Raw genomic sequence first — 18,560 nt, 5'->3', positions numbered from 1 at the left:
CTGAGGGGGGATATCCCGAATGCATCGCGGAGATGAAGTGTACATCACCCGATCGGGCAAGTACTACCATTACTTCGATGATGACTGCCCGACGACATCCAGCATTTTAAAGGGGAAAGTGCAGGCAACCAAAATCAAAGAAGAAGAAGCCAAGGCGAAAGGATATACGCTCTGCCGGCACTGCGCCAAGGAATATGCGGAAGATCTCCGGGAGAGACAGGGCTGTACTACGGCTGCGATCCTCTTGCTGGCGGCAGTCGGCGGGCTCGCGGTGGCGGTTTCGATGATGATTCCGGTTTTTTGATGCAAAAAAGGAAGACGGCACTCGGTGTGCCGTCTTTCCTGCTTTATTATTCGCACGCGATGCCGTCGCCGTCGCGGTCCAGCTTTGTGCTGTACCCCGGATCCCCCCTGCGAATCGGAGCCTTCCCCGCGTTTCTCACTTCGGTGCAGTTTTTGTAGAAGACATTGGATTCGCTTGGCGCAGGCTTCTTGGCCGGTGCCGGCGCCGGAGCTGGTGCCGGTGTCGCCGGCTCCCGAGGGGCTGGCTCAGGCTGCGGCTCCGCCGGTGGTTTCGGGGCTGCGGCTTCCTCGTTAAACCCTTCTTCCGTCGCGTAATTTTCGATGCTCCATATTCCCAATTCCGCGCGGCGGGCTTCGTCTTGAATCGCTCTGAACGCATCGACGTACTTCACGTCGGGCGGATACACGGCCACTCTCGCTAAACCTTTCTCCAGCAGCAGCTCGTTAAACATGCGATCCCCGACATACACGTACCGCAGCAGCCTACCGTACCGGTCGCGGTCGGAAACATCTTTCTCAAGCCGGACTTCCTTCCCTTCCAGTTCCGCCTTCGCGAAGTTTGTCGCTTCCGCCCCGAACGGCTGGTTCGCGTTCTGCGTTTCGGGCGTATCTACGAGAAGCAGGCGCACCGTTTCCTCTTCCGGATGCCCTTGGATTTTAACTTTCATGGTGTCGCCGTCGACGACGGACACGATTTGAGCGGCAATCCGTTCCGGCTCTTCCGATTCGGCGGCGGGAGCTTCCGCGGCCGGTTCCTCCGTCGGCTGAGCACCCGGCTCCTGCGTCGTCGCGGCTCCGTTGAAGCACCCGCCGAACAACAGGATGATAATCCAGATGATCGCGGCAACCCTCTGGCCTCGGCTAAGACGCTTCCACCTCAGCGGCAGCATGATATAGGGGACTAAGATCCACCCCAACACGGAAAGAACCTTCATTTCCCTAATCCCTCCTAGCGCATAATTCATGCCTAGGATGTCCCGCTGCGGCGCCTAAAATGCCGCTGTAATCTTTTGCATAATAGTGAACATACTACCCTTAAAAAAGGGAGTTGTTCCTGTGAAACGTAAGCTCGTTTGCGTTGCTTCTATACTGGCGGCATTCGTTCTGTTCGCGCAGCCCGCACTTGCGAAGCCTGATATTTACACCGTCGCGCCGGGAGACAGCATGTGGAAAATCGCGGTGCGGTACGAAATCGGCTTGTCGGAAATTATTGAAGCGAATCCTCAGATTAAGGACCCGAGATGGATTTATCCCGGAGACAAGTTGACGATTCCGAATTTGGATGCCCTGAAGCACATCGAACACGAGGTCATTCAATTAACGAACCAAGAACGGGCCAAGCATGGATTGCCGGCGCTTCGCGCGAATTGGGAATTATCCAGAGTGGCTCGAATCAAATCCAACGATATGCGGGATAAGCGTTATTTCTCGCACACCTCCCCGACGTACGGTTCGCCGTTCACGATGATCAAAAATTTCGGCATCTCGTACAGCACGGCCGCAGAAAATATCGCCGCCGGGCAACAAACGGCGCAAGCCGTCGTAAGCTCTTGGATGAACAGCCCGGGCCACCGCGCAAATATTTTGAACAAAAACGTAACCGTAATTGGCGTCGGTCTTGCGAAAGGCGGCAGCTACGGCTACTACTGGACCCAGATGTTTATAAAACCATAACGAGCGAAATGTACGCTCAACGCAAACAACCTTATTCCAGTCCAATCCCGGAATAAGGTTGTTGCGTGATCGAGGATTACAGCGTGATCCTTGTAAACCTTCGAATTTGTTCCGTAATCGCCGCTTCGGTCGGAAGCCGTTCCATACTGGAAGCTCCGTAGAAACCGTCTACGTTACGGGTGTTGCGTAAAACAAACTCCACATCCTCCGGCTCTGAAATCGCTCCGCCGTGACACAGAACGATGACGTCAGGATTAATGGCCTTAGCTGCGTCGGCGATTTCCTGCACTTTGGCCGGCGTATCCTCCAGCGCGATCGCCGTTTGGGCGCCGATCGAGCCTTTGGTCGTCAAGCCCATGTGCGCCACGACGATGTCGGCTCCGGCCTTCGTCATCATTTCCGCTTCCTCGGGATTGAACACGTAAGGCGAGGTGAGCAGATCCAGCTCGTGCGCCTTCCGGATCATCTCCACTTCCAGCTTGTAACTCATGCCGGTCTCCTCTAAATTTTGCCGAAACAATCCGTCGCACAGCCCGACCGTCGGGAAGTTCTGAACCCCGGCGAATCCGATATCCCGCACTTGTTTCAGGAAGTAATCCATATTGCGGAACGGGTCCGTGCCGCAAACGCCCGCAAGCACCGGCGTATGGTCCACGATCGTCAGCACTTCTCCGGCCATCTCCATCACGATCGCGTTCGCGTCTCCATAAGGCATGATCCCCGCCAGGGAGCCGCGGCCCGCCATACGGAACCGGCCCGAGTTATAGATGACGATCAGATCCGCGCCCCCGGCTTCTTCGCATTTCGCGGATATTCCCGTTCCCGCCCCTGCGCCGACGATCGGCTTTCCCGCCGCGATCTTCGCTTTCAGCTTCGTTACGATGTCCTCTCGGGTCAACGTCATTCGTCCCTAAACCTCCATTAACTGAATATATCACCCTACCGATATTCAACCGGATTGCGAACTCTTCCACTCTTGAATCATGTCCAGCATGAGCTGCACCGCGCGCGATGAGAAGCTCGGGTCGTTAATGTTGACATCCATTTCTTCGACCGGGATCCGGCTTTGAAGATTAGCCTTCAACGCCTCGAACATCGCCTGGTTCGCTTCGGGCCACCAGAAATCGTTCCCCTCGCTGTCCAAAATCGACACGCCCTTCAGCGGAAGGAGGACGCGGACCGGACCGGCGGCGCGGTTGGCTTTCTCCGCGAAGATCTCGCCCATCCGCCGATTTTCCTCGACGTTGGTGCGCATCAGCGTTACGGCGGGATTCCATACGACAAGCTTTCGGTCTTGGTACTGGGCCGGAACCGTTTCCTTGCCTCCGAAGTTCGCCATATCGATGCAGCCGGGCACGATCAAGTGCGGAATGCCCGCAATCCCAGGTGCCTCCAGCCGGCTCGGCCCGGCGCTGAAGACGCCGCCGCACAGCTCGTCGGCCCATTCGGTCGTCGTGATGTCGAGCACGGCCGCGATTTTGCCGTCGAGCACGAGATCCTCCATCGTTCGCCCGCCCACGCCCGTACAATGGAAGATCAAGCATTCGTACCCGGCTTCCGTCAGCTGCTCTCGGCAGCGGTCGACGCATTCGGTCGTGTTGCCGAACATCGTGATGGCGACGATCGGTTTGTCTTCGGCTCCGTTGTCCGCTTCCCGCTCCACCATGCCGCAAATCGCGCCGGCCGCTTCGGCGTAAATTTGCCGGCTGATGCGGTTGATCCCCGCCACGTCCACGACGGAAGGGATCAACGCGATATCCTTCGTCCCGACGATGGCTCGCGTATCCCCGCTCGCCGCCGTCGATACGATCAGCTTCGGGAACCCGATCGGCAACCCCCGCATCGCCTCGCTGATCACGGACGTTCCGCCGGTCCCTCCCATCCCGAGGATGCCGTGGAACGCGCCTTCGTCGTACAGCTTGCGCACCAGCTTCGCCGCACCGCGGCTCATAACGGTCATCGCATGCCCGCGATCGCCGCGCCGGCGAAGCTCGTCGATCGTCGAGCCCGCCGCTTCGGCGACCTGATCCGCATCCCAGTCCGGTTGGATGTGCCGCGGCGGATCGATGACGCCGATATTGATCGTGATCACCTGGTGTCCCCGCCGCTCGACCAACGTTTTAACGTAAGCGTATTCTTCGCCTTTGGTGTCGAACGCGCCGATGAATAAGACGACTTTATTTTCGCTCATAGGCTGCGAAGCCCCTTTCCATCATTCTCGATCGGGTGACGCGATTGAACGCGGTTTATACGGTGGCGTACCCGTTGAACATTTGAAACGGGACGGTCAAATCCTCGATCAGGTTCGATTTGTCCTCGATGGCCAATTCTACGGAGATATATCCGCTGTACCCGTAATCGATCATCGTTTCGATCACGTGCCGGTTATCCGTAACCCCTTGACCGAAGCGAACGAATTTCTCCACGCCGATCTTGGAAGCTTCTTTCACATGAATGTGGTTGATTTTGTTGTGGAAGACTTCCATCACTTCGTTCAAGTCGACGTCCGCCGCATCGAAATGGCCGGTGTCTACGCATAACCCGACGTTCGGGGAATCGATCGCCTCGAAGATTTTCCGATAATCCTCGATATTTTCCAAATTGTTGTTTGCATGGTTTTCCAGGCAAATCAATACCCCGTTCGTTTCCGCGAAAGGAGCGACTTGCTCCAAGACGGTTATGATCGTATCCAAGCCGCCGGATTGCCCCCTTCTGCCGCCCGTCGCCACGATACGATTGCAGCCCAGCTCCAAAGCGGCTTCGATCAACCGGATTTTGTGGGAGACATCCTTGCTGATGTCGAAGGGATGGCTCGCGCCGAACGACGAGCCGTACAGCGCGATCGGCTGAACGCCGGCCTCCCGGCAGCGTCTGCGTAAATTCGTTATGTTCGACGGCGTTAGGTCTGAAGGATGCCAGCAGTTGAACTCCACATATTTGTAGCCGATCCGAGGAAGGGCGCGCAGCGTAGCTTTGAATTGGTTATCCATAAATCCGTCGCACGACACCGTCGAGCAAGCAAGACCGATCATCGGGAGCTCTCCTCTCCTTCCCTACGGCGCGTTCGCCGCCGGAATGATGGTGCAATCGGGAAGCGTTCGGAGGAACGCTTCCGGGCCGGCCGTCTGATACACGACAAGCAGACGCATCTCGGATGCCCCGGTATTCAACGTGCCGTGGAACAAGTCCGCGGGGATGAAGATCAAGTCGCCGGCTTTCACTTCTCTACGATCGGTCGTGCCGTCGGCCAGCTCGATAAACTGCTCCCCCGTCCCTTCCATCACGTAAATAATTTCGTCGCAGCCCGGATGGTTATGCCGATCGTGCCCCTTGCCCGTCTCCAAGGCGACGACGCCGGTCGTCATCACCTGGGAACCGGTGACGTTCGGCTCGGACAACCATTGAATTTTCCCCCACGGGAAAACCTGCGTCTCGACGTCGGCGGGCGTCACGTAATTCAATCGTTTGCTCATTGCGCTTTATCCCCTTTCGAAATTTGGACATTTGATTTGCCGCATTACTTCATGGCGTTGTTCAGCCTTCTCCAATAGGTCGCGATCCCGGGCTGTTTCCAATTGGGATCGCCGTACGGCTTCGTCGCTTTGAACGCTTCGTGCACCAAACTGCTGATCGGGATATTCGCGCCGCACTCGTGAGCGAGTTCGAGCAAATACAGCAAATCCTTATAGTGGAGCGCCAGATGCCCGCCTCCCTGGTAGTCGTCCGTATACAGCGCCTCCGGCACTTGGAAATCCAGAAAATCCTGAAGCAGGCGGATGTCGACGTTCACCAATTTCGCCATTTCGACCGCCTCGGCATAAACCGCAAGCTGGTTCGCGAGAATCGCTTGATTAATGAGCTTCAGCACTTGGCCTTGCCCGATGTCCCCGACGTGCCTGTTTTTATAACTGATGCAATCGATGACCGCTTTACAGCGTGCGTACACCTCGGCATCGCCGCCGACCATGATCGTTAATCCGGCTTTCCGCCAAGTAATCGGCGCGTCCAGGAAGCCGACGCCTTTCGCCGCGCAAAGCTTCTCGTACTTGATGTCCGTGCTCGGTCTCGTCGTTCCGGTATCGATGATCGTTTGGCCGGCTTTCAATCGGCTCAAAATCCCCTCCTCGCCGTCCATCACTTTCTCCACGGCCGGACTGCCGGGCAGCGACAAAATGATGACGTCCGAGCGATCGGTCAATTCCGCCGGGGTCGACGCCGCCTGAGCCCCTTGCGCGACCGCGGCGCTCACCTTCTCTTGATCCAAGTCCAACACCGTTAACGGATACCCGGCGCCCAACAGCTGCTTGGTGTAATAAGACCCGATGTTGCCTAGACCGATCAAACCGATTCTTTCCATAGCACACACTCCCGTCTCGTGGTATTAAATATTGAAGAAACATGGATCCGCAATCGTCAGCCTTTCAGACCCGAAGTCGAGATCCCTTCCACCAACAGCCGCTGCGAAGCGACGAATACGAGAAAAATAGGCAGCAGCGACACCGTGGCCATGGCGAACAGCTGACCGTAAGAAGAGTTGGCCGTCGCGTCGGCGAATCCGCGCAAGGCGAGCGATATCGTAAACAATTTCGGATTGCTGATGTAAATCAACTGGCTCAGAAAGTCGTTCCAAGTCCAAATAAACGTGAATATGGTCGTCGTCACCAAAGCCGGGACAGCCAGCGGAAGAACGATGCGCCAATAGATTTGGTATACGCTGCAACCGTCCACGGTCGCCGCTTGATCCAGCTCGTGCGGGATGCCGCGGATAAATTGGACCATGAGAAAGATGAAGAACGCGTCCGTCGCCAAAAACTTAGGGACGATCAACGGCAGGAACGTATCCACCCAGCCCAGTTTGAAGAACAACGTATATTGAGGAATTAAGACGACATGGTACGGCAGCATGATCGTGACGAGCATCACCGCGAAGTACAGCTTGCGCAGCGCAAACTTCAATCTGGCGAACGCATAGGCGGCCATGGAACAGGTGATCAAATTGCCCAAGATGACGAACAGTACGACAAGGAAGGAATTTGCATAAAACGTACTGAAGGACAGTCCGCCGTACCCCCTCCAACCGTTCACATAGTTCTCGAGCGTGAAGACGGCCGGCCATAAGCTTTTATCCTTGAAAATAATCTCCTCCGGCTTGAACGAACTGCTGATCATCCACAGCAATGGATACATCATCAGAATGCCGACGAAGGCGATCAACAGGATCGTAACGTAGCGGGAAACGGTTTGCTGATTTAATGGCATGTCAACACGCCTCCCCTCAGTCGGAATAATGGACCCATTTTTTCGAGGAGAGAAACACGATGGCGGTAAACAGCGAGATCACGACCAGTAAAATCCACGCCATCGCCGACGCGTACCCCATTTGGAAGTGACTGAATGCCTTGGTGTAGAGATACAGCGTGTAGAAGAGAAGAGAGTCTAACGCCCCGCCATTCTGCCCCCCGATGATATAGGCGGGAGTGAACGCTTGGAAGGCCGAGATCATCTGCATGACCAGATTGAACAAAATTATAGGAGTCAAAAGCGGCAGGGTAATTTTGAAAAAGGTCGCCGTTTTCCCGGCGCCGTCGATGGACGCGGATTCGTACAGCTCGCTCGGGATTTGCTTGAGCCCCGCGAGAAAGATGATCATCGGCGAACCGAACTGCCAAATCAACAGCGCGATTAAGGTGTACACGGCATAGTTGGGATTAGAGACCCAGCTCGTGCCTTGAATGCCGAAGATCGACAAGAATGCGTTCAAAATGCCGTCCATGCCGAACACCTGGCGCCACAAGATGGCGATCGCCACGCTGCCGCCGAGCAGCGACGGAATATAATAGACGGCCCGGATGAACGGCAATCCCCGGATGCCTTTGTTCAGCAGCGTCGCAATGAACAGAGCGAACACCAGCTTTAAGGGCACTCCCAGGAACACGTACAGGAACGTAACCTTCAGCGACTTGAGATACCGGCTGTCGTCCGTAAACACTTGAGCGTAGTTTTGCAATCCGATCCACTCGGGCGCCCGGAACAGATCGTAGTTCGTAAACGAAAGGTATAATGAAGTGAACATCGGAACCGCGCTGAACGCCAAAATGCCGATGAGCCAAGGCGTTAAGAAAACGTAACCCGGCAGGTTTCTTCGGATGCTGTCTTTCACCCTCGAGCCGATAGACGTCCGAACGGAACCAGGCAAAGCCGGCTGCATGCGAAATCACCTCTTGGAATAGGCAGGGAAGCCGCTCGAAGCCCGGTCGCCCTGCCCCGAATTGACGTCCGGTTACCGAGTCAACAGCTTCTGCGCTTCGCCGATGAACGCAGCCGCCGCTTGCTCGACGGTACCCTGCTTGAACTGCACCTGTTCGTTCGTTTTCGTGAAGGCGCTCGAGATGGCCGAGTATCCTTTCGGTCTTTCCGTCGTCGCCGGCGCCGTTTCGAGAACGGCGTTCGCGTGGGCGATCACCTTTTTGTCTTCCTCGGTCAGCTGCTCCTTGAGCGCGTCGTTCACTTTGTTCGATCCGATAATGCCGTGCTCGAAATTGTACAACTTGTTGGCTTCGATATGGTTCGCCCAGAAGTTAATCAGCTTCGCGGCTTCCTCGGGATGCTTGGAATTTTTGGAGATGGCGAGGAACACGCCTGTAAACACTTCCCCGTATTTGCTGGCGCCGCCCGGCATCGTCGGAAGTCTCAAAATGTCGACCCGATCCTCCATGTACCGTTGGAAAATTTTCAATTGGTTTCCGTTCGTCGCATGGATCGCTACTTTCTGATGCACCAACAGCGAATCCTCCCAAGGCTTGCTGCCGTGCTCAGCCATGACTTCGGCCGGCGGAACCGCTCCGGCCTCGCGCATATCGTCCCACCAGCTAAGCCATTCCTCTACGTCCTTTTGGTCGAAACCAAGCTTCGTCCCGTCATCTGACGTGATTTTCTTCCCTTTTTGCAGCAGATAGATCACAAAGTGGTCGAAGTTTCCGCCTGAATCGAACAGCATCCAAGCTCCGTCCCCCAGCTTGCTCTGCCCTTCTTTCACGAAGCTCGCAAACTCGCTGTAACTCAAGTCGGTTTCCGGCATGGCGATCCCGGCGCGGTTCAGAAGGTCGACGTTGGCGAACATGGCCGGCGAAGACATCCCGATGCTGACCATATACAGATTGCCTCGATACTTCCCGCTTTCCACCACCTTCGGATCCCAGTCGGATAAATCGATTTTTCCGGATTTCACGTATTCCTCGAGGTTCAGCGGCACATCCCGTCCCGCATACTCCGCGATATGCAGCGGCGTGAATTGGATGACGTCGGGCGCGTTGCCGCCCGCGGCTTGGGTGTTCAGTTTATCCCAATACCCGTTCCAGTCGCTGTATTCGCGGACCACCTTGATGTTCGGATGCTCCGCTTCGAACATATCGAGCAGTTTATTAAACAATTCATGACGGGCGACGCTGCCGAACCATGCCGTTCTTATCTCTACGACTTCGTTGCCGGCGCCTTCGGCAGGCTTCGCCGGTTGATCTGTGGCGGACGGTTGACCTGTGTCGGGACTCGGGCTGTTGACTCCGCTGTTTCCGCTGCTGCAAGCCGTCAAAAGCGCAAGCAAGAAGACCAACGCAACAGTCAATCGCTTGGACAAGGTACCTCTCCCCAATCTTTATTCAGTTAAGCGCTTTCACGCTCACACGACTGATTATATACGCGAGCCCGAAAAAACATGTCAAACATTTGATTGTCTGACATTCTTACGTTTTCTGTTCTGAAACCGCAGGCAGCGCATTAGAATGATGTATTAGGTAAATTTTGGAGGAAAGGAGCATCCCACATGTCGCCATATCCCTTTAAAAAACCGAAAGCTTCCCTCTTGCGCGAACAAATTTCCGACGAAATTCGCCAAGCGATTTTGACTGGTCTCATCAAGCCGGGAGATAAATTGCGCGAGCTCGACATCGCGGAACAAATGGGCGTCAGCCGAAGCTCGGTTCGCGAGGCGCTTCTCTTGTTGAAGCAAGAGGGCCTGGTCGTCACGCGCCCGTATAAAGACACCGTCGTCGTGCAATATTCGGCGAAGGAAATCGTGGAGGTGCTCTTGCCGGTTCGGCTGACGATCGAGCTGTACGCCGTACGCCACGGGCTGCCGAATATGACGGAGCAGGACGCAGCCGCTTTTGCCGGCTATACCGACAAGATGAAGGATGCTTTGAAGCACGGAAAACAAGAGGCGAAGAAAATCATCCTGGAAAACGATATCGCGTTCCATAACCATTTGGTCAAGCTGTGCGATTCCGACAATATCCATACGATCTGGGCGGGCATCGTGAATCCGATTCGATTGCACTTTGTCGAACGAGGGAAATACGACGATTATTTGACCGAAATTCAGCACGCCGAACATCGGCAACTGCTGGATTTGTTTTTAGGAGGGGATATTGAAAAGATTCAAGAGGTGCTGAGGGAGCATATTACCGGGGAATATGCGGCGAAGCGGTACAACATCGACTTGATATAACAAAGAAAGCGCCGGACTCCATCCGGCGCTTTTCCCATACCTATTCAACGAGCTTCATGAATCCGATCGATTTGCCGCACCACCGCAAGCAGCTCCTCCAGCCGTTTGACCGCGTCCTCCGCCTGGCTGCGCGACTGCTGCACCTTCGTCATGAGGTCGAATTGAATGAATTCGACCCGCTTTTTGTTGCTGCCGATGAGCACTTGGTCCGCCGGCGTCTTCACGGGCATCGCTTTGAGTTTATCCAATATCAGCTTCGCTTGGGCGCTCGAGTCCCGCTCCATGGCCCGCCCCTGCGTCGCGCATTCCAAAGCGGATTCGAGCAGCATCTCGGTTGCCTGCTCGTAAGCGTTCAGCAATCCGTCGTAAGCGAGCGCGGATTGGGGATTCTCCGCGATTTGCAGCAAAGCGATAGGGTTGCGCAGCCCCTCGAGCGGATCGGAGGGCAGCTCTCTGACCGCGGCGAGCAGATCGCCCGCGTTTTTCACGTACAGATCGATGTTGGCGCGCATCAGTTCGATCTCCCGATCGATCGGCGCCATCTTTTCCACCGACGTGAGCACGCTGGCCAAATAGTCGAAATGCGTCTGGTGGTATTTATAAAAGAATTTCATTCCCGGCGTATTCGACACTTTTTTGAGCAGCTTCAGCGCCGCTTGGAACGCCCACTTCAGCTTGTTCTCGTCGTAAGCGGCTTTCATTCGTTTCGCCAGGGCGTTGTCGTTCAAAATTTTCTCGTCGTTTCGCTTGAGCCGCAGGGCGTCCACCCTCGCCGCCTCCCTTCATCCTTCCGCCGGATTAGCGAACTTCCGCGAGCGTCTGTTCCGCAGCCGGCGCGGCGTGATCCGAGTCTTCCTTCGCGGCGGCCGGAGGCGGATTGAGCATCGCGTACAGCTGCGCGGCTTCCGCATCTTTCTCGCCTAAAATTTTCAGCGCCAGCCGCTTCATCCGCACTTCCGCTTCCAGCAGGTCGTTGCGCAGATCTTTCTCGCGAATCGCCTGCAGCTGCAAGCTGCGGGAGTAGTGATCGAGCGCCTCGCCTTGGCCGAGCAGCGCCTCCACGACGATGCCGTCCGTCCGCAGGATGTGCCGGGTCGCCGCCAAGATGATGCCCGGCACTTCGATCGTCGTGCCCGTGGCGTCGTCCCGGTACGTCGACGTGTAATCCTTCTTCACGCGCAAATAATGGGACAGCGGGATCACGTTGCCGTCGCGATCTTTGAAAGGCTCCTCTTCCACGAAGCTATGATGGCGATCCTGGTAGTCGAAAATATTCATCAGCTGGTAAAGGATCGCGTTGCGCACTTCCGCCCGTTTCTCCGGCACGATCACTTCTTCGAGCAGCGCGTCGAGCTGCGGCAGCGTCACCTCGCGGTACTGCTTCTTTTCCTCGCCGTTGATCGTATCGATCGTGAAATACCCGATGCGGACGTCCACCAAATGCAGCAGCGTAATGAACTCCTGGTTCATTTGGCGGAAGACGAAGTTCAGCGTCCGGCTGACGTTGATGTTTTCGATTTCGCGGACGATCGTCGTTTCGTCGGTCGTCGTATTTTTTTCTTCGTACGTCGTGTTGATCTGCACGTCGCGCCGCGCCGAAGCTTTGGCGACATGCTTTTGCGTATTGTTGACGACGTTCTTCGCGAACTGCTCGCGCGCCGCGTTCGTGCCGCCGCTGACGCCGGCGCTGATTTTCGCGCTGCCCCAGCCCCAGCTGACGCCGGCTTCGCCTTCGATTTTATACTCGTTGCTTTCCTTGTAGCTCTTCTGATCGGCTTGCTCCTTCGCGATCGAGTTCTCGAACTCTTCGGCGATATCGTCCGTCACGGAATCGAGAATCGTCGCGGCGCTTTTCGCCGTCGTTTCGTTCTCCCGGTAGGAGCGGATGCTGATTTTGCTCTTTTCGCCGGGCAGCAGCGAGAACGTTTTGATCGTCCGTCCGGCGCCATAGTTCGCAAGGTAAGAGGACATCCGGTACGATTCTACTAAAATGAGTCGCTTCAAGCGGGAGTTCACTTCCGGCAGCACGGTGACGTTAACGGCGATCGTCGTTTCCGTCATGTTGTTGGAGCGGTCGTACGCCCTCGCGGTGATCGTATGCTTGCCGGTTTCGTGAACGGTCAGGACGCCCTTCCACTGCGACCAATCCCCCGGCGCTTTCTCCGCTGCGCGGATGCCGATCGGGTTCATGTCGAGCGACAGCTCGACGTAATCGATGCCGCCCGCGTCCGACGCCGTGCCGAGCACCTCGATGATAGCGCCCTGGGAATGCGTGCCCGCCGCCTCGGCGTTGTTCAGCGGCGACGTGATGCTGACCGTCGGCGGCGCCGCGTCGACGAACACCGTCAAGCTGGCCGTGCCGACGTTGTTGGCCGCATCGTACGCTTTGACGAGAATCGTATGGCTGCCCGCTCCGAGCGAAACCGTTCTTTTCCAGTTCGCGAAGCCGTTCAAGCTTTCGGCGAGCTGGGCGGCGCCCTGGTCGACGATCACTTCGACTCTCGCGACGCCGCGGTCGTCGGAAGCGGTGCCCTCCACGTTCAGCTGAGCGGCCGGGCCGCCTCTCGTGTTCAGCAGCGCGCCTGCCGAAGGCGACGTAATGCGGACGGTCGGCACCGTCGTGTCGGGCTGCGGAGCCAAGCTGACCGTCACCGCGATGCGAGCCGATGCGGAGACCGGCTCCGTTGCGTGCGTCGCTCTGGCGGTGATGTGAATCGGTCCCGGCGTTCGCAGTACGGTTTGGAACGACCAGCTGCCGTCCGCCGACAGCGCGGCGTCTTGGTACGCTCCGCCGGTTCCGATTTGCACCTGCACTTTACCGACTTTGCCGTATCCGGATTTCACCGACGCGTTCCCGCGAATTTCGACCGTCGCGCCCGTGTAAGGGCCGGAAACGACAGCGTTCGAAGCAGGGGTATGAATGCTGACCGACAGCACAGGCGGTGCGGGCTCCGGTTCGGGCTCCCACGGAATGGGATCGCGGTCTCTCGGCAGCATGTGGCTGACGACGCCCCCGTCCTCCTCTTGACGGATCGCGCGCATGGCGGACATCTGGATAGAGTCGTCCGCAACAGCGGGACCGGCGCTCAGCGGCTTTTCGACGACCGGATCGGCTTCGACGAAATTGTAGGACAATGCGCCGGTCATCGTTTTCACGATGTTCAGCTTGAGGCCTTCGCGAGCTTTTTGCTCCACCTCTTCGGGGGTCAATTTTTGAAAACGCGTCGTCATCCGCTCCCCGGACTGCTGCTTCTCGAGCAGCAGCTCCGCCGGCGACGGCTCCTTCGGTGCTGCCTGCATCCGCTGCGCTCCGTCGGACGCCGAGCGCGCGTTCGACTCCGACGGCTTCGTCGGCAGGAAGTACCCGTCGTGCAGCTGCAAGTCGATAAAATTCCGACCGCTGTAGGACGTCGGCTCCGGTACGTTGTAGCTGAGCACCGGCGCCACTCCGCCCGGCTGCAGCTTGATCATCGGCTCCTGATCCTGATTTGCCATCATCATTCATCCCCATTCATTGATTTAGATATCGGACAGCCCATGGAGGACTGCCAAAGGAAAATACTGTAATCTATCATGAGGCAAGCCAACTGTCTCGTACATAGGTATTTTTTACCTTTAGGTGTAAATTTTGTTTAAAGACTCTGAGACCTTCCTCCCAGGTTGCTACGCCCAGTTTCGATGCGGCCTCGTAGCTCGCCACTCTTACGTTTGTTTCACAAATTTCACTGCTCGCTTAAGCTCGTCCCACACTGCCCGATATTGGATGGCTGCGGCGACTTCCGTCGCGAGCGCGTAGCGGCGATCTCCGACGATTACGGTCGTATCCAGCACGCGGTTGTTCAATATCGCCTTCCCGCAGCTTTCGTCCCAGCCTGCGCCGCAGCCGGCCGCGGCTCCAATCGCTTCGTACAGCACATAAGACCGGTTATCGCGAATAAACCCCCGAGTTTCTAACAGGATGCCGTTCACCTCGACCCCGCATTCGGCGACGGACGGCTGCCGCTCCTTCTTCTCCGACGAAGACACATACGCGACGCCGAGAAACTCGCAAATGCCCTCCGCCAACTCCTCCGCGCACTCCTCGCGGTACGCGTCGCTCATCAGCAGCCGCGCCTCGTCGGGGTTGTCCATGAAGCCGCATTCGACGAGCGCCGCGGGCATGCGCGTCTCCCGCAGCACATGAAGATCTCCCCGCTCCTTCGCGCCTCGGTTGACGAGCGGCGTCCCCTTGAGCAAATGTTTGAGCAGCAGCTCGGCCAGCCGTTTGCCTTGGGCCGAACCCGGAAAGTACAGCGTCTCGATCCCTTTCGGGTTCCCCCAGGTGTCCTTCAACGCGTTCGCATGGACGCTGACGAAGATCGAAGCCTTCTTCGCGTTGGCGAGGTCCGTCCTCGTGCGGAGCGGCACGTCCTCGTCCGTCGGCGCCGTCAGCAGCACGTCGATGCCGCAGCGCATCAGATGCGCCGCGCATTTCGCGACCACTGCGCGATTGAAATCGTTCTCATGCATGAACGTGCCGTCCGGAAACTTCGGCGTCCGCTTCCCCGGCGTCGACATGCCGTGCCCGTCGTCGAGGGCTGCTACATGGCGCATGGAATCACTTCCTAACGTAATAGTTTACATTTACTATAGGGAAAAAGATTCGTTCGCACCATAATCTGGAATACCTGTGCTGACAGGGACTTTAAGACCATTTACTGGGATGCGCGTACAGAGAAAAGGACGGCATCCGAAGATGCCGCCCTGGGACGGGGTACGAGTCATTTTATTGTTCTATTCCTTCCGATACAACAGCCTAGACAGCAGCATTCCGATCAGCCCGATCCCGATAAACAAAATCGCTCTGACGGCGATCGGCACATTCGGCAGATCGAAGAAAATGACCTTCAATAGCGTCGCGAACAGCATGGCGAGCCCGATGCCGCGCACTTGCTTCGACTTCCTGAAGGCGCCGTAAGCGACGCCTGCGGCAGCATACAGCGCCCACGCGAAGGAGAGCGACAGCCGCTGCGCGTTGTCGGATAGCGCGGCGGTCAGGCAGCCGGTCACGTCGGTGATCAGCAGCAGCAGCGCCACGCCGACGGCGACGTTCGTCTGCTTGCCGATCGCGGGGACGATCCGTTTCATCGCGAACAAGCTGCCGAGCAGCGACAGCCACAGCAGCGATTGGATCGATACGATCGCCGTCATGCCGTCAAGCAGCGCGAACGCGGTCAGCAAGACGCCGATTCCGTAAACGAGAAACCCGTTCGCCCGTTGGAACTTGGAGCCGGCCGCTTGGCCGACGAACAGCGCGGCGATCCCCTCCCACGTCGCTAAGATCGGCCGCGCCTCCCCGTCCAGCGCGCTCAACAGGAACGTCAGCAGCGCGTACGTCGCGACGGCGGCGGATGGCGGGACGGCTTCCTTCCCGCTCCTTCTCCATAACGCGAAAGCGCAGGCGCTGTGCAGCACTGCCAGCGAGAGCAGCGCGTAATGCAGCGTCCCCTCTTCGTAAGACGCCCACATCCAGCCGAAAGTCAAGGCGAAGCTCATGAGCAGCGTGCCTGCCTGCTCTTCGATTCTCGCGCTGCGTAGGACATAGGCGCCGAGCAGGAACAGGTGCTGCAGAACGGCGACGGCCGCGAATACGGCGGCGTCGCCCCCGGTCGCGACGAGCGCGAGCAGCGCCGCGTGGAGCAGTCCGGCGGCCGCGTAGTACAGAACCCGGAACGACATTCGCAAGCTGTACCACAGGAAGGCGCCGTACACCATCGCCTCGAAGGCTGCGTAGAACATGCTCGTATTCCCTTCGATGTCGACGAGCAGCGGCACGAGCAAGCCCCCGATGGCGGCGAGCACCGCAAGGCCTTCCGAGCGGTACCGGTGCGACAGGCCGATGGCGAGGACGACCCACAGCGCGTTCAGCGCGAACGCGGCGTACCCGCCGAAATAGCCGTACAACGCATGGGCGGCGAACGTCGTCAGCATCAGCGCGCAGACGGACCCGCCGAGCAGGACGGAACCGAGCAGCGCCCGATTGCCTTTCATCTGCCTGTGCCCGAACCCGAGCAGGCCGGCGGCGAGCAAATACCCTAGACCGACGCGGACGGGCTCCGTAACAATCCCGAAATCGACCGCCGCTTTAAACCCCCAAATAACGCCGAACAGCAGGACGAACACGAACACGCGCGGCAGCCATACGCGGCCGATCGTGTGCTCCCAATCGACGGGCTCCCGCGGCTTCGGCGCGGGCCGCTCGACCGCGGGCCTCGGCGGCGCAGCCGCCGGAGTCCGGGCCGGCATCCCGACGGGCGCCCCTGCTTTCTCCGCCTGCAGCCGCCTTACCTCGGCTTCCAGCCGCTCGATGCGCCGTTCCAGCTCCGATAGTTTGTCGTCCATCGGCTTCACCTCGACTCCCATTGATTTTGCTTGCTTTCTCGCGTTCAACCCGGCACATAGGAACGTCCGCCGGAGCTCCGGCGGACGCCAACATTCCGATTACACCGCGGACGATCCGCCCGGATGCCCTTGAGCGTCGGCCGCCGCATGCATCTGCACCTGGTTTCTCCCCGCCGCTTTGGCCGAATACAGCGCCTGATCCGCCTGCCGCATCAGCGTCTGCAGCGCCTGCGAATCGCCGCCCTTCCCGATGGAGGCGCTCGCGATGCCGAAGCTGGAGCGAATGCGGAACGTCCCTCCGTTCGCGGTCACGTCCCGCTCCGCCACGTTCCGCCGCAGCCGATCCGCCAGCTCGCGCGCTTCCGCCGCCGCCGTGTCCGGCAGGAACACGACGAATTCGTCCCCGCCGTACCGGCCGGCGATATCCGAAGCGCGGATCGTCGCCCGGACCGCGTCCGCCACGTGCTTGAGCGCCGTATCCCCCGCTTCGTGCCCGTACGTATCGTTAATTTGCTTGAACCGATCGATATCGAACATGATGACGGACAGCTTGCCGCCGGTTTGCGCCAGCCGCTTCGCCGCGGCGCTCGACTGTTCCAACACGGCCCCGCGGTTGCTCAGCTTCGTCAATGCGTCTTCGCTGGCGACTTGCTGCAGCCGCCGCTCCATCCGAACGCGTTCCGTGATGTTCACGAAGGTGATAATCGTGACGGACCGCTGCTGCCTTCGGGTTTGCACCGTCGTGAAACGGATCCGGTAATGGCTCGTCGTCTCTCCCCGTTTTTGTTCGTAATCCCCGCCTTCCCTGCGAAGAACGATGTCGGCGAGACGGCTGCCTTCGAGAATTACGCTGGAGATCGGCCGGCCGGCATTCCCTCGCGCCAAAGCCGGAATAATGTCCGAAGCGGCTTGGTTGAAGTCGATGACGACCTCGTTCGCGTCCAGCACGACGACCCCTTCCTCCATGCGCTCGAACACGAAGTCTCTCGCGATCGGCGCCACGTTGAACATGCGGTACCGGAACAGCGCGATGCAGTGGAACACGTACGACACGCTGATGAACACCGGGCCCAGATCGACGCCGTACGGGCTTTCGCCGAGCAAGTACACGAAGCTGGCCAGCACGGGAACGATCAAGCCGGCGCCCATCGCGAGCACCTGCATGCGAATCGGTCCTCTAACCTTGCGCGCATGCGAGGCGAGCAGCAGCACGCAGGCCAAAATGGAGCCGTACAAGGACGCGGAGTGGACGTAAAAATAAGGGCCGTATTCCAGTTGTACGATCGGGAACGGAACGTCGGCGCGAAGCTCGACGGAGGTGTAATACAAATGATGAACGTCGTTCGTCGCCTGCATGAAAATAATCGTGAGCGGGATGAAAAAGAGGATCGCGCGAGTAAACCGACTTGTACGTTTGCCGACGTACTCGAAGCACATCAGCAGCATAAACACGGGTAGGAACGAAAGAGGGACATATTCCACGCGCAGCCAAAACTTGATCTGATCTAACGTGGCGCTCGTCAACTCCAACAAATAGGCGAAGTTGAACAGCGCCGCCATGAGGGTGCCGAGGATGTAGTACGCTCCGCCGGGCGCTCGCCGAAACCGGAACGCGGCATAGCCGCATAACGCGAGACTTAACACCCCGCCTGCGGACAGCGCCATTGCGTAAATCGCCAATTCTGCAGCCATCTTCATC

The 18,560-nt window shown here is 58.0% G+C and carries 17 protein-coding genes; 3 read left to right on the top strand and 14 right to left on the bottom strand.

Annotated elements, in window-relative coordinates; all coding sequences use genetic code 11:
* The first annotated feature begins 19 nt into the window (after positions 1–19).
* Positions 20–304, top strand: coding sequence for a hypothetical protein (locus tag VE009_RS24865; protein WP_325012437.1), 285 nt, complete (start codon positions 20–22; stop codon positions 302–304).
* Positions 305–350: 46 nt separating this feature from the next.
* On the opposite strand, the gene VE009_RS24860 is transcribed toward VE009_RS24865, so the two are convergent.
* Positions 351–1,238 carry a thermonuclease family protein gene (locus tag VE009_RS24860; RefSeq protein WP_325012436.1) on the bottom strand — a complete coding sequence of 296 codons (888 nt, stop codon included), beginning with the start codon at positions 1,236–1,238 and terminating at the stop codon, positions 351–353.
* Positions 1,239–1,389: 151 nt separating this feature from the next.
* Between VE009_RS24860 and safA the strand changes: the two genes are divergently transcribed.
* Positions 1,390–1,977 carry a SafA/ExsA family spore coat assembly protein gene (safA, locus tag VE009_RS24855; RefSeq protein ID WP_414694932.1) on the top strand — a complete coding sequence of 196 codons (588 nt, stop codon included), beginning with the start codon at positions 1,390–1,392 and terminating at the stop codon, positions 1,975–1,977.
* 76 nt (positions 1,978–2,053) lie between these two features.
* Here safA and VE009_RS24850 read toward each other — a convergent pair whose 3' ends face one another.
* The 8 genes from VE009_RS24850 to VE009_RS24815 form a co-directional block, all read right to left on the bottom strand.
* Positions 2,054–2,881, bottom strand: coding sequence for a phosphoenolpyruvate hydrolase family protein (locus tag VE009_RS24850; RefSeq protein ID WP_325012432.1), 828 nt, complete (start codon positions 2,879–2,881; stop codon positions 2,054–2,056).
* Positions 2,882–2,926: 45 nt separating this feature from the next.
* A complete protein-coding gene (locus VE009_RS24845; protein ID WP_325012431.1) occupies positions 2,927–4,168 on the bottom strand; it encodes a Tm-1-like ATP-binding domain-containing protein in 1,242 nt (413 codons plus the stop codon).
* Positions 4,169–4,223: 55 nt separating this feature from the next.
* Complete coding sequence (locus VE009_RS24840; protein ID WP_325012430.1) at positions 4,224–5,009, bottom strand: sugar phosphate isomerase/epimerase family protein; 786 nt, start codon at positions 5,007–5,009, stop codon at positions 4,224–4,226.
* Positions 5,010–5,030: 21 nt separating this feature from the next.
* Positions 5,031–5,450 carry a cupin domain-containing protein gene (locus VE009_RS24835; protein ID WP_325012428.1) on the bottom strand — a complete coding sequence of 140 codons (420 nt, stop codon included), beginning with the start codon at positions 5,448–5,450 and terminating at the stop codon, positions 5,031–5,033.
* A 44-nt stretch (positions 5,451–5,494) separates the two neighbouring features.
* On the bottom strand, positions 5,495–6,334 hold the full coding sequence (locus tag VE009_RS24830; protein ID WP_325012427.1) for an NAD(P)-dependent oxidoreductase: 840 nt from the start codon (positions 6,332–6,334) through the stop codon (positions 5,495–5,497).
* 56 nt (positions 6,335–6,390) lie between these two features.
* Positions 6,391–7,236, bottom strand: a complete 846-nt coding sequence (locus VE009_RS24825) for a carbohydrate ABC transporter permease (RefSeq protein WP_325012426.1) — start codon at positions 7,234–7,236, stop codon at positions 6,391–6,393.
* A gap of 16 nt (positions 7,237–7,252) precedes the next feature.
* Positions 7,253–8,185, bottom strand: coding sequence for a sugar ABC transporter permease (locus tag VE009_RS24820; protein ID WP_325012424.1), 933 nt, complete (start codon positions 8,183–8,185; stop codon positions 7,253–7,255).
* 72 nt (positions 8,186–8,257) lie between these two features.
* The gene (locus VE009_RS24815; RefSeq protein WP_325012422.1) at positions 8,258–9,610 is read right to left on the bottom strand and encodes a sugar ABC transporter substrate-binding protein; all 1,353 of its coding nucleotides are present in this window, start codon (positions 9,608–9,610) and stop codon (positions 8,258–8,260) included.
* Positions 9,611–9,796: 186 nt separating this feature from the next.
* On the opposite strand from VE009_RS24815, the gene VE009_RS24810 reads away from it, so the two are divergent.
* Positions 9,797–10,480 carry a GntR family transcriptional regulator gene (locus tag VE009_RS24810; RefSeq protein WP_325012420.1) on the top strand — a complete coding sequence of 228 codons (684 nt, stop codon included), beginning with the start codon at positions 9,797–9,799 and terminating at the stop codon, positions 10,478–10,480.
* A gap of 44 nt (positions 10,481–10,524) precedes the next feature.
* On the opposite strand, the gene VE009_RS24805 is transcribed toward VE009_RS24810, so the two are convergent.
* From VE009_RS24805 to VE009_RS24785, 5 genes are all read right to left on the bottom strand, one after another.
* Positions 10,525–11,247: a hypothetical protein gene (locus VE009_RS24805; RefSeq protein ID WP_325012419.1), complete on the bottom strand. Its 723-nt coding sequence runs from the start codon at positions 11,245–11,247 to the stop codon at positions 10,525–10,527.
* A 31-nt stretch (positions 11,248–11,278) separates the two neighbouring features.
* Complete coding sequence (locus tag VE009_RS24800) at positions 11,279–13,975, bottom strand: Ig-like domain-containing protein (RefSeq protein ID WP_325012417.1); 2,697 nt, start codon at positions 13,973–13,975, stop codon at positions 11,279–11,281.
* 207 nt (positions 13,976–14,182) lie between these two features.
* Positions 14,183–15,073, bottom strand: a complete 891-nt coding sequence (locus VE009_RS24795) for an N-acetylmuramoyl-L-alanine amidase (protein WP_325012415.1) — start codon at positions 15,071–15,073, stop codon at positions 14,183–14,185.
* 180 nt (positions 15,074–15,253) lie between these two features.
* The gene (locus VE009_RS24790) at positions 15,254–16,861 is read right to left on the bottom strand and encodes a DUF2339 domain-containing protein (protein WP_325012413.1); all 1,608 of its coding nucleotides are present in this window, start codon (positions 16,859–16,861) and stop codon (positions 15,254–15,256) included.
* A gap of 99 nt (positions 16,862–16,960) precedes the next feature.
* Complete coding sequence (locus tag VE009_RS24785) at positions 16,961–18,553, bottom strand: histidine kinase N-terminal 7TM domain-containing diguanylate cyclase (protein WP_325012411.1); 1,593 nt, start codon at positions 18,551–18,553, stop codon at positions 16,961–16,963.
* Between the last annotated feature and the right edge of the window lie 7 nt (positions 18,554–18,560).

Origin of the sequence: Paenibacillus sp., assembly GCF_035645195.1 — a bacterium.
GTDB lineage: Bacteria > Bacillota > Bacilli > Paenibacillales > YIM-B00363 > Paenibacillus_AE.
Note: the sequence above shows the minus strand (reverse complement) of the source record. Positions and strands in the feature narration are given on the sequence as shown.